The organism is Shewanella algicola, from assembly GCF_014648035.1.
GTDB classification, from domain to species: domain Bacteria; phylum Pseudomonadota; class Gammaproteobacteria; order Enterobacterales; family Shewanellaceae; genus Shewanella; species Shewanella algicola.
Map to the genome: position 1 here is coordinate 53529 of NZ_BMQI01000019.1, position 12782 is coordinate 66310.

Annotated in this window: 10 protein-coding genes; 4 read left to right on the forward strand and 6 right to left on the reverse strand. The window is 40.7% G+C overall.

Annotated features, from left to right (window positions below):
• Nucleotides 1–140: 140 nt before the first annotated feature.
• Nucleotides 141–686, forward strand: coding sequence for a hemerythrin domain-containing protein (locus IEY42_RS10045; RefSeq protein WP_188925108.1), 546 nt, complete (start codon nt 141–143; stop codon nt 684–686).
• Between the two features lie 87 nt (nt 687–773).
• On the opposite strand, the gene IEY42_RS10050 is transcribed toward IEY42_RS10045, so the two are convergent.
• The 5 genes from IEY42_RS10050 to IEY42_RS10070 form a co-directional block, all read right to left on the reverse strand.
• A complete protein-coding gene (locus IEY42_RS10050) occupies nt 774–959 on the reverse strand; it encodes a DUF3545 family protein (RefSeq protein ID WP_188916743.1) in 186 nt (61 codons plus the stop codon).
• A gap of 202 nt (nt 960–1161) precedes the next feature.
• Nucleotides 1162–2799 (reverse strand): glucose-6-phosphate isomerase, encoded by a 1638-nt coding sequence (gene pgi, locus IEY42_RS10055; RefSeq protein WP_188925109.1) that lies wholly within the window; start codon nt 2797–2799, stop codon nt 1162–1164.
• Between the two features lie 19 nt (nt 2800–2818).
• Nucleotides 2819–3772 carry a transaldolase gene (gene tal / locus IEY42_RS10060; RefSeq protein ID WP_188925110.1) on the reverse strand — a complete coding sequence of 318 codons (954 nt, stop codon included), beginning with the start codon at nt 3770–3772 and terminating at the stop codon, nt 2819–2821.
• Between the two features lie 295 nt (nt 3773–4067).
• Nucleotides 4068–5180: an OmpA family protein gene (locus tag IEY42_RS10065; RefSeq protein ID WP_188925111.1), complete on the reverse strand. Its 1113-nt coding sequence runs from the start codon at nt 5178–5180 to the stop codon at nt 4068–4070.
• Nucleotides 5181–5575: 395 nt separating this feature from the next.
• Complete coding sequence (locus IEY42_RS10070; protein ID WP_188925112.1) at nt 5576–7942, reverse strand: phosphoketolase family protein; 2367 nt, start codon at nt 7940–7942, stop codon at nt 5576–5578.
• Between the two features lie 510 nt (nt 7943–8452).
• On the opposite strand from IEY42_RS10070, the gene IEY42_RS10075 reads away from it, so the two are divergent.
• Together IEY42_RS10075 and yaaA are read left to right on the forward strand one after the other, a co-directional pair.
• Nucleotides 8453–9889, forward strand: coding sequence for an alanine/glycine:cation symporter family protein (locus tag IEY42_RS10075; RefSeq protein WP_188925131.1), 1437 nt, complete (start codon nt 8453–8455; stop codon nt 9887–9889).
• Nucleotides 9890–9990: 101 nt separating this feature from the next.
• Nucleotides 9991–10767, forward strand: a complete 777-nt coding sequence (gene yaaA / locus IEY42_RS10080; RefSeq protein WP_188925113.1) for a peroxide stress protein YaaA — start codon at nt 9991–9993, stop codon at nt 10765–10767.
• A 97-nt stretch (nt 10768–10864) separates the two neighbouring features.
• On the opposite strand, the gene IEY42_RS10085 is transcribed toward yaaA, so the two are convergent.
• On the reverse strand, nt 10865–12310 hold the full coding sequence (locus IEY42_RS10085; protein ID WP_188925114.1) for a M20/M25/M40 family metallo-hydrolase: 1446 nt from the start codon (nt 12308–12310) through the stop codon (nt 10865–10867).
• Between the two features lie 133 nt (nt 12311–12443).
• On the opposite strand from IEY42_RS10085, the gene IEY42_RS10090 reads away from it, so the two are divergent.
• Nucleotides 12444–12740, forward strand: coding sequence for an ArsR/SmtB family transcription factor (locus IEY42_RS10090; RefSeq protein WP_188739374.1), 297 nt, complete (start codon nt 12444–12446; stop codon nt 12738–12740).
• Nucleotides 12741–12782: the final 42 nt, after the last annotated feature.

The following is a 12782-nucleotide window of genomic DNA, read 5'->3' on the forward strand; positions in this document are numbered from 1 at the left end:
GTTAGGTGTTTTTTTATATTCAAATATTATGATCTTGGTCATACCTCATTTTGTGTATCTCAGTGTAAATTAGTAAAAGTACCAAATTTGACTATTATTTATACGTGAAGTGTCTTGTAACTAGATGATGGGAGAAAGTTATGTTGCAACGTTTAATGCGCGATCATAAGCGTATTGCCATTTTGTTGAATATTCTTTCGAATAAGTTGACTCGATTGGCTGATGGAAACGGGGTGAATTTTAATCTTGTTAGAGACATTGTTGAGTATATGCAAGGGTATGCTGAACACAGCCATCATCCACTGGAAGATATTATTTTTGACTACTACAGCAATAAGGCGGGTTTAGCTAATTGTGGCCAATTATATAACGAGCATCATCGTTTAGCGCAAGCTTCAGGCTCGCTGATTTATAGTCTTAATATGATTTTGTCTGATGTGGTGATTTCCCGTGAAAAGCTCATTAACGATTTACGTGATTATATTCAACTACAAAAGCTGCATATGGAGTATGAAGAGCGTGAGGTTTTTCCACTGTTTGCGCAAACCTTCGATGATAATGATTGGGATAGGGTAGCGGTATTGTGCCAGCAACGATTAGTTGATGATCCTTTGTTCAACGACAATGATAAATCGATGTTTGAAGAGTTGCGAGCTTATATCGAAAAAGCAGAAACGACTATGTAGTGTTGGTCTTATTCTTGATAACAAAAAGAGCGCTAAATGCGCTCTTTTTATGTGATGTTAGCTACAATCAAAGATTGAGCAGTATAGTTATAAAACTAACGTATTAGCATCAAAATCGAATGAATTATCGATATCTTGTAATTCCTTGAGCAAACGCTGTTTATCTTTAATGGCTTCAATCTCACGCCATTTGCGTTTTTTGGACGAGCTTTTTGAGCGGCTTGGTCTTTCAACAACTTCGTCTAGCGCACCACCATAGTCTAATCGATCCATGGTAACCTCCCTTGTTATTATGATGTCTCTCAACAGATAAGTATCATATTTCAACTATAGGGTGCAACACTTGTGTTGCATTTAGGTTACTAAAAAATCACGATTTAGTGAATTTTATAGAAATTAAAAACAAAAATGCCGTTCAAAAGTTGAACGGCATTTTTTATTTAATTGTGCTTAATTGGTTCAATCAGGTTGGCTTTTATAGCTTACCTTGACGATATAGGTTGACCAAAGCATTGCTTGAACTGTCTAGTTCTGTTGCATCTTGGTCAGCACCAATGCGCTCGAGTACATCATTACCTAACTGCTTACCAAGCTCAACACCCCATTGATCAAATGAATTAATTTGCCATATTGCACCTTGCACAAATGTGCGGTGTTCATATAGCGCAATTAATGCACCTAGGGTTGTTGGGGTTAATTTATCCATCAATAAAGTATTGCTTGGTTTATTACCTGACATCACCTTATGTTTGGCGATAAGCGCTTTTTGTGGCTCATCAAGCTTACTGTTACTGAGTTCTGCCAATGCTTCTTCAAACGTACGACCTTGCATTAATGCTTGGGTTTGCCCAAAGCAATTTGAGGCTAATTGGTCATGGTGTTCACCCAAAGGATTATGGCTTTGAAGTGGCATGATAAAGTCAGCAGGGATTAATGCTGTGCCTTGATGCAGTAATTGGTGATAAGCATGTTGACCATTAGTGCCTTCGCCACCCCAAATCACCGGGCCAGTACTGTAATCTACATCGGTGCCATCTAAGGTGACTGACTTGCCGTTACTTTCCATGTCAAGCTGTTGGAAATAAGCAGGTAAACCACGCAAATAATGGTCATAGGTTAAAATGACATGCGACTGTGAACCATGGAAATTACCATATAACACAGACAGCATCGCCATAATAACAGGCATATTTTGTGGTAAAGGCGTATTGGCAAAATGCTCATCCATTTGGTGAGCACCGTCAAGTAAGGCTTTAAAGTTATCCATACCGACTAATAGCGCGATTGGCAGACCAATCGCCGACCATAAAGAATAGCGTCCACCAACCCAATCCCACATTGGGAAAATGTTGTTAGCATCCATTCCAAATTCAGTCGCTTTAGTCACATTAGATGTCACCGCAACGAAGTGCTTAGCAATATCTTGTTGTGTCGCGCCTTGAGCTAAAAACCACTCTTTTGCGCTTAAGGTATTTGTGAGTGTTTCTTGGGTGCCAAATGACTTTGATGACATGACAAACAAGGTTGTCTCGGCATTAAGTCCTTTAAGCTTTTCACAAATCGATGTCGCGTCAACGTTGGCGACAAAGTGGCAATTAAGCCCTGCATGCCAATAAGGTCTTAACGCTTGCGAGACAATCTTAGGTCCAAGAAATGAACCGCCAATACCAATGCTGACAACATCAGTGATGGCTTTACCTGTATAGCCTTTCCATTGTCCTGATTGAACTGACTCAACAAATTCGGCCATTTTAGCCAGTGTTTGTTGTACTTCAGGGACGATGTTGGCGCCTTCTGCAATGATTTCTTGCTCTGCTTTACTGCGAAGAGCGGTGTGAAGCACAGCACGGTGTTCCGTGTTGTTTATCACATCGCCATTAAACATGGCTGCGATTTTGTCTGTTAAGTTGGCTTCTTTAGCCAGTGAAAAAAGCAGCTCAAGCGTGTCATCGTTGATGCGGTTTTTAGAATAATCTAAAAACAGCCCACAAGACTTAACACTCATTTGTTCAAAACGTTGTGGGTTTTGAGCAAACAATTCGCGCATATGAGGCAATTGGCTTGTGTGAGCCTGCAGTGCTTTCCAGGTAGTACTTTGAGTGAGTTTAGTCACGAGTAAAGTCTCCTACTGTTTAGCTTAATTTGCTTTTTAGCATAACTTCTAGTTTGCCCTGATCGATGGCAAAGTTACGAATACCTTCTGCTAACTTGTCAACGGCCATTGGATCTTCATTAAAGGCCCAGCGGAATTGCTCTTCAGTGAGTGCTGTTGGCGCTGCAACTGTTGATGTTGTTGCCACTAATTTACGGCTAATGGTTACATCTGTGTTAGCTAATTCTTCAAGCAGGGCTGGGCCAATCGTTAAACGGTCACAACCGGCTAATTCGATAATCTCACCGATGTTTCTGAAGCTCGCACCCATCACTACTGTGTTGTAGCCATGTTGCTTGTAGTAGTTGTAAATTTCAGTAACAGAAACCACACCTGGGTCAGTTTCTGCGGTGTAATCTTGACCTGTGTCTTTTTTATACCAATCTAAAATACGGCCGACAAAAGGCGAAATAAGATATACGCCAGCTTCAGCACAAGCTCTTGCTTGGGCAAAACTAAACAGTAAGGTTAAGTTACAGTTGATGCCTTCTTTTTCGAGCTCTTTTGCAGCGCAAATGCCTTCCCAAGTAGAAGCCAACTTAATAAGAATGCGTGACTTATCAATACCCGCTTCTTGGTAAAGTTTAATTAGTTTGTGAGCTTTATCAATTGAGCGTTGTTTGTCGAACGATAAGCGTGCATCAACTTCTGTAGAAATGCGGCCAGGTACTAATTTTAAAATTTCAACACCGATGTTGACAGCCAGTTTATCGCCAGCATCTTCGATTTGTTGCTCAATGCTGCTGCTCTGTGTTTTAGCCCAAGCAATCGAGTCATCAATAAGCGGTGTATATTCTGGAATTTGAGATGCTTTTAAAATCAATGATGGATTGGTCGTGGCATCTTCAGGCTGGTAACGCTTAATTGCCTCTATGTCGCCAGTATCAGCAACGATGGTAGTGAATGACTTGAGTTGCGCGAGTGTGTTGGCCATGGAAATTTCCTCTCGATAAGCAATTAATATAGATCTATACCTTTATTAGAAGCGATTTTAGGGATTATTCCAACTTAATTTGTAAAAAAATTACGAAAAAACCCATTATTTTCACTTAAATTTAATTGATATTGTTGCTAAACAGACAGAATTGGTTAACCAAGTTGAACTTGATTGGCAATTCAGAAATCGCAACGTCAGTGATAATCACCGTTGTATTGATTTTTAGGTTGTTCTGAAAATAAAAAAGCCGCTGCAAGCAGCGACTTTTAAGTGTAGCGTATTATTTTGACAATTAACGCATTACTGGACGTTTTTCAGTACCAGTAATAATCGCTTCGATACGACGGTTTACACGGTTTGCTTCAGCAGAGCTACCTTGCATAACGGGTTTAGTTACGCCATAACCTACAGAGCTGATACGGTTAGAGCTAATGCCATATTTAGTGTTTAATGCATTTGCTACAGCTACAGCACGACGCTCAGAAAGCTTCATGTTGTATTCTGCTTTACCTACGTTAGACGCGTGGCCTTCGATAGATACAGTGTGCTGTGGGTACTTAGTTAAATAGTCAGCTAATTTTTCTAAATCAGCAAATGAACCAGTACGGATTTCAGCAGAATCGTTAGCGAATAAAATGCCGCCTAAATCATGCTTAGTTGTGATGTTTTCATAAACAGTACAACCTGTTGCATCAACTTTGTGAGTCATTGGAGTGTCTGCACACTTGTCGATGTTGTTTGTTACACCATCTTTGTCATCATCGCCAGGTGCGGCAACAACAGCGGCAACAACAGGTGCTGCAGCGACAGGTGCAGGGCTAGCAGTACCAAAACGGTAGCTAAGTGCTAAACCCCAGTAGTTGCTTTCCATTTTAAGGTTATCTAAAACGTCAGCATCCATGTTTTCGTAGCGACGGTATTTAGCTTGTAATTTTAAGTTGTCGGTAAAGTTATAACCAACACCCGCACCTACAAATAAACCAACACCTGAATCGCTTAAGTTTGAGCCATTAATTTTTTTGTCGTTTTCAAGAAGGTAGCTGTAAGTACCAACTTCAGAAGAAAGACTCCACTTGTCAGCTAATGGGTAAAAACCAACAACACCAACGCTAACACCGCTTGCGCCAACGTCATACATGTTGCCGTTAGTACCAGTCCATTCAGCGTTGCCTAGATCACGGTAGCCGACTTCAACACCGATGAATTCGTTAAATAAATAGCCACCAAACACATCCCATGCATATGGGTCATCGTCACCACATGTCAATGCGTTGTCGCAATTTTGTTCGTAATCGTTAATGCCTACACCACCACCAATATACCAAGGAGTCATTTCGTCAGCGGCAGAGGCTGCAAAAGGTAACATAGAGGTGAGTAATACTACTTTTAATGTGTTCTTCATCATAATTTTTAGTCCATTGTTATTTTACTCCACCATACATGCATGTAACGGAGTTGTTAAATTCATGCATTGCTGACACTTAGCGTGGTGATTCTTTGTATTTTAGTCAGCGGCGCAATTATGGGCTGTAATTAGATGTTTTTCTATAGTAAAAAGGATTAATTTTTTGTAATGGTCAATATAAAGGCACTGTTGTTAAATTGACTAATGATAAAAATAACCTTTAAAAACAGTGACTAACAAAGCTTGTTTTGAGGTATGAATGATTGAAAATCAATTACGAATATAACCTTTATTTTTAATAAGTTAATCTAATACACTCAAAAATGTTGTGTTTCTGGAACGGTAGACAAAAAAATACGCCTTTACGGCGTATTTTTGTTAGCTAACTGACTGAATTAACGAGTCCATACCCAGTTTTCAATTTCTTCAGGGTCTACACCGTTGGCTTTGATGTAGTTCTTGTGATCAACTAAGCGTTGTAACATGTCTGTTGTAATTGCAACATGTTGAGTTTCATCAATCACTCCTTGTTGGAACAATTTATATGCCATATCGATAACAAGGTGATAGCGAGATGTTCCGTTACGTACGCCCATATCGAATGGTGTAGTAGTTGAACCTTCTTCTTCATAACCTTTAATACGGAAACGGCGGTTGCCTTTATAATCAAACACCAATTTTTTGATGGTATTTGGGTAACCGTGATAGTTAAATACCACACCTTTATCTTGAGTGAAGACTTCGTCCATCATCCAAGGCTTGCTTTGGAATTTAAGGCTACCTAAACCGCTACTATGTAGTTCAGATACACTGACAAAACGGATACGCACTCTTGGTAATATTTCACGAATGAGTACTAATGAAGCCATACATTCTTGTGTTGCATAATCACCACAACCCGCTAATACCACATCAGGATTTTCGTCAGAAGCAAAATCCCACACCATGACACCATCTTTTGCTTGTTTACGAGCTTCATCTAATGATAACCACTGTGGTAGCGATTTTTTACCCGCAACAATAATGTTTAGCTTGTCTCTGTCTGCATAAGCGCGTTCAGTATAAACCAAGGTGCTGTTGGCATCTGCAGGTAAATAAGCAGAGATAATGTCTGGGTGTTTTTCTAACATGGCTCCAAGGAACGATGGATTCTGGTGAGAATAACCATTGTGATCTTGGCGCTCTAGAAGCGATGACAACACTACGTTACATGCAGGGATAGGCTTACGGAAGTGAATGCCTTGGCTCGCATGTACATATTTACAGTATTGGTCAGCCATTGAAGATACAACTTGTGAGAATGCCTCATAAGTCGGGAACATGCCGTGACGCCCCGTTACTGTATAACCGTGTAGCATACCGAAAAGTAAGTTTTCTGATAACAGCTCAATGACACGGCCATCACGTGACATGTCTTCATCCCAACTTTCAATTGGCCACTGCCAAGCGCGATCTGTTTCTTCAAATACTGCTTGTAACTGGTTTGAATAGGTTTCATCTGGGCTGAAAATACGCAAGTTACGTTGATCTCGGTTTAATTTGAATGCATCACGCATCCATTGACCCATTTTCAACATTGAGAAACCGCGCTGACCACGTGGGATTTCAGCACCGTAACCTAATTTCGTTAAATCAGGGTTTGCCAGTGCACGCACCACTTCGCCGCCGTAACTTAAACGTTGACGACCACAGCACAGATCTTTTGGTGGCATTAAAGACATGATATCTTTATCAAATACTAACTCACCTGTTTCTGTCGTTTCTACTAACTCTTCAAACTTGTAGCTGGCTAACCATGCGTCAAGTGCCGCAAGGTGGCCTTTATCTTTAGCACAGTTGTTGACAATCACTTGGTGTGATTCGCAGTTACCTTCTAGTTTTTTACCGTCGTATTCAGATGTGCCTGTCCAACCTTTTGCTGTGCGCATTAAAATTACAGGCCAACGAGGTTTGACTACATCTTCACCTGAACGTGCACGACGTTGAATGTCATTAATCATGTCATATGATAAGTCCATTGCTGCTGTCATCTGTTCAAAAATATCAGTGTCTAGTTGGTCATCAACAATAATTGGGTGGTAACCCAAGCCGCGGAACTCGAGATCTAACTCTTCATGGCTCATACGACCCATACGTGTTGGGCCTGAAATCTTATAACCATTGATATGAACAATCGGCAATACAGCACCGTTGTTAGCTGGAGAGACTAAACGGTTAGCATACCAAGACGCGGCTAAAGGACCAGTTTCTGCTTCACCGTCACCAATTAAACAGGCAGCAATAAGGTTTGGATTATCAAGTACTGAACCCCAAGCAACAGAAAGTGAATATCCTAGCTCACCACCTTCTAGAATCTGCCCAGGGGCTTCTGGGTTAGCGTGTGAAGGGTAGCCATATGCAGCAGAGAATTTTTTACAAATATCTTCAATGCCCGTTTCGGTAAATGGGATCGTTTCTGGGTAGAAGTGGCTTAATGAACCTTCAACAAATAAGTTTGCTTGTACTGCTGGGAAACCATGGCCAGGACCGACAAGATAAATAAATTCACGCTTATGTTTAACAATTAAACGGTTAACGTTGGCATAGACAAAGTTGATACCCGGGCAGGTGCCCCAGTGACCAAGAAGACGTGGTTTGATATCTGTGTGCTGTAAAGGACGTTTGAATAGAACGTTTTGCTTTAAATAAATTTGTGAAGTAGCAAGGAAGTTGGTTGCTCTTACATATTTCTTTAGCGCGGTGATCTCATTTGAGTTAGCCATAGTGACCTCGGTTAAAAGTGAAAATATTTAATTAACTTTCTTGGTAAGTACTGTATTCGTAATTTAGTTACAATAATGTGGCCTTTATCTAATTTCTAAGTAATATTTTTTAGTCTTGATCGCACTTTTTTAGGTTTTGGTGCTAATCGCTTGAAATTTAATAACGATTCATTGGTTTTTTATAAATAGAGCATTAATTATAGAAGTGATAAAGTGTGATGTGGCTCACTTGTGGTTTTGGTTTTAATTGTGTTGCCTTCACGTTTTATTTGCCTAGGCAATCCATCTATTAGGTAACATGGTTTTAGCATTCAGGTAATTCGGCAAACAATACCTATGAATCAACATGCTTTAGCTTTTATAATGTTTGATTAAATTGACGCCCAACGTGTCACGCAAAACAGTTTGCACAGTGACGTGCTTAGTCTGTTTATGTCGATATAAATATTCAGGTATAAATCTGAAACAAAAAAAATAACCTTATAACGGGGAAGATAAATCAATATGGCAATGTTAGAAACGATCATTAATTTCATGAACAGCCTACTATGGGGCAAGTTATTGGTATACGGCTTGGTTGGTGCAGGTCTGTTTTTTACCATACGTCTTGGCTTTATTCAGATAACTCACTTTGTTCATGGTATTAAAGTATTATCTATCAGTCGCCGCCCTGGTAAGCATGGCTTGTCATCATTTCAGGTATTTTGTACCAGTATGGCGGCCCGTGTTGGCGCTGGTAATATGGCTGGTGTTGCCGTCGCTATTGGTACCGCAGGCCCCGGTGCTGTGTTCTGGATGTGGGCAATTGCTGTGCTAGGTATGGCTACCGCGATGATTGAATCAACCTTAGCCCAAGTTTATAAAGTGAAAGACTCTGACGGACAATACCGTGGCGGTCCTGCTTATTATATGGAAAAAGGCTTAGGCCAACGTTGGATGGGTGTACTGTTTTCATTCTTCTTAATTTTAGCTTTTGGTTTAGTTTTTAACGCTGTTCAAGCTAATACCATCACCGGTGCTATGACTCAAGTCTTTGGCTTTGAACCGTTATATATTGGTATTGCCATTGTAATTTGCAGCGCATTCGTTATTACTGGTGGCTTAAAGAAAGTCGCTAAAGCCTCTGAATTAATTGTACCTGTTATGGCAGTTGCCTATATCGTCATTGCGTTTGTAGTGGTGGTAATGAATATTGAAAAGCTTCCAGATGTATTTATGTTGGTGATAAACAGCGCCTTTGGTTGGCAAGAAGTGGCAGCCGGCGGTATTGCTTATAGTGTTGCACAAGCAATGCAAGCGGGTATCGCACGTGGTTTGTTTTCAAACGAAGCTGGTATGGGCAGCGCGGCGAACGTTGCAGCAAGTGCATCACCTAATCCTAATCACCCTGCATCACAAGGCTTTGTGCAAATGATGGGAGTATTTGTAGACACTATTGTGATTTGTACTGCAACTGCCGCCATTATTTTACTCTCTGGTGATGCCGCTGCCGGTTCTGACGGTATTGCTAAAACCATTAGCGCTTTAACCAGCCATGTTGGTGATTGGGGCGGTGCCTTTATTGCTTTTGCTATTTTGCTGTTTTGTTTTACTTCTATTATTGCTAACTATTCATATGCTGAAACCAATGTGATGTTTTTGTCTGGTAACAGTAAAAAAGCGTTACCGATTTTCCGCTTAGTGGTTTTAGCCATGGTGATGTTTGGCTCAATGGCTAAAATCAGTTTGGTGTGGGATTTAGCCGATGTATCGATGGGATTGATGGCAATTGTTAACTTGGTGGCGCTTGTGTTGCTATCTGGCTTAGCAGTTCGAGTCATTAACGATTACCGTGAGCAAATCGATGCGGGTATTGACCCTAAATTCGACACTAGCAAATTTCCTGAGTTGGCAGATCAGTTAGAAGAGAAAATTTGGCCAAATTCTGCTGAAGCAACCAAAAAGTAAGATTTATCTATTAAGGTAATCGAAAAAACCATGTCATTACGGCATGGTTTTTTTATATCAGTTCAGTATTATAAAGCTATGATTTTATTTGGAGCGAACTTATGCTGGTTTTAGTTTCACCTGCGAAAACATTGGATTTTGAAAATCCTCCAATAACCAATACATTTACTCAGGCTCCTTTATTAAAGCAAAGCCAGGAGTTGATAGATGTTTGTCGTGAGTTAACACCAATGGACATTGCCAGCTTAATGAAGGTGAGCGATAACATTGCAGGGTTAAACGCTGCACGTTTTGCCGATTGGCAGCCACCTTTTACTCTTGATAATGCCAAGCAAGCTATCTTTGCATTTAGAGGCGATGTGTATACTGGTTTTGATGCTGATAACTTATCTAAAGCGCAAATTGACGCTAGCCAAAAGCATTTGCGCATTTTGTCAGGCTTGTATGGTTTGCTCAAACCGCTTGATTTAATTCAGCCTTATCGCTTAGAAATGGGCACAAAATTGGCTAATCCTAAAGGCAGTAATCTTTATGCTTTTTGGGGCGAAACCATTACCGAGGAAGTGAATAAAGCATTAAAAGAGCAGGGCGATGATATTATCGTTAACTTAGCATCCAACGAATACTTTAAATCGGTCAAGGTTAAGCAACTTGATGGAACACTCATTACGCCAGTGTTTAAAGACTGTAAGAATGGTCAATTTAAGGTGATTAGTTTTTATGCTAAGAAAGCACGGGGCTTGATGGCTCGCTATATAGTTGATACTCAACCTAAGAGTATCGAACAGCTAATTCAGTTTGATCTTGAAGGCTACTATTACAGCGAAGAGCAATCTACACCGACAGAACCAGTCTTTTTACGTGCAGAGCAAAAATAGCGAGCCGTTTTTAGTTCTACTGATAGTTTAAATAAAGCCCTCAACTAAATATCTAGTTGAGGGCTTTTTACTGTTTAAGTGTTATGGCGCTTATATTTTAGTGCTGCTGTTCCTTTTGTTTAAGAGGTCTTAAATCAATTTCAGACTGCGCCATCATGTAAGCAAATTGTGCATAAGCGGCTGCACTTTGAGCCAGTTTTTTAGGATCAATTTTATCTAAGGTATCATTCGGCGTGTGGTGATAATCAAAGTAATCAGTGCCATCTTGTCTGAGCGAGGCAACGGGTACGCCCAAGGCTGGCATGATTGATACATCTGGACCACCTGAAGCTTCGTTGTTACCCATTTCAACGCCAAATAAGGTCATTGCTGAGTGTTCTTGCTTAACTTGCTCATAAGTCGCAGGGTTAACATTAAAATCAATCTTGTAAACTGGTCCGGCGCCAAAATCTGATTCAGCTGCAATATAGTGTTTATCTAGCTCGTCTGCATGTTGCTCTGCATACGCTTTTGCACCCACGATGCCAACTTCTTCTGCTGCAAATAATACTACCCTTATTGTACGAGCAGGTTTTTGGGGTAAATCTTGAATGAGTTTAGCGGCTGTGGTTACGATGGCGACGCCCGCACCATCATCAATTGCACCCGTGCCTTCATCCCAAGAGTCTAAGTGAGCACCAATTAATACTATCTCATCAGGTTTGCTGCTGCCTGTTACTTCAGCAATCACGTTATATGATGTGGCTATGCCTTGATTTTCTGATGTCATGTTTAATGACAGTACCACTTTAGGGTCACGCTTTAGCATGGCATTAATTAAATCAGCATCTGGATTAGACATAGCAGCAGCAGGGATTTTAGGCACGTCTTCTTGGTAACGCATCATACCGGTGTGCGCCATTCTGTCATGATCTGTACCAATAGAGCGGATGACAATCGCTACAGCGCCTTTTTCTGCTGCGGCAATCGCCCCGCGAGAACGGCCGCCAACGGACTCACCGTAGCCTTTGCCTGTAATGTGACGTTCGGTTTTATGGTCGATAAAGACTATTTTTCCTTCAATGCGGGCAGGAGAGGCATGGGTTAATTCTTCTAAACTTTCAAAGCGCACAATAGGGGCTTGAATGCCATTAACGGGTGTTGCAATACTTCCACCTAGCGCGGTAACCATTAAAGGTTGCTCATATGGGGATACCACACTCGCGTAAGCTGTACCGCGTGACCATGCTGGTACTTGAACTGACTCTTTGTACACTTTATCAAAACCCATCAACCACAACTTTTCCATAGCCCATTCAACTGCAACGATGTCTTTTTCTGTGCCAGCGAGTCTGGGGCCGACTTCAACGGTTAGCGATTCAACAATGTCATAGCTCAAACGAGATGCTAATGCTTGTTTAGCCAGTTGTTGGCTAATTTGAGCATCATCTGAAGAATTAATTATTAATTTGGGCGTTGAGGTCTGAGTTGGCAATATATTTTGGCAACCAACAAGTGCGACAAGAATGGCGCCTACGAGGCTGGCTGTTTGATAGTGTTTCATGAGTTTCCTTTGATTATTTTAGCTAAGTCTCATTTTTTAAAACAATCTACCAAAAAGTGTGCTTTATGTCCCGACTCTATTTGTAAGGGAACGCTATATTAGAGCGGGGTTAGATTAGGAGAACATACTCGTGATGAATATAGAAAAAATGCAGCAGCAGGCAGATCATGCAGTAGTGTTGCTAAAAGCATTAGCAAATGAACGTAGATTGTTTATTTTGTGCCATCTTCTTAATGAAGGTGAAATGTGTGTCGGAGAGATGAATAAAAAATTAGGGCTAAGCCAATCGGCTTTATCTCAACATCTAGCATGGCTTCGAAAAGATAATTTAGTATGTACCAGAAAAGAAGCACAAACGGTTTTCTATTCATTGAAGAGTGATGAGGTAAAAGAGCTGATCCAAGTGCTAAACAATATGTATTGCCATTAATACTATCTCACGAACGTCTTAATGAATCGTTCATTAAGACGT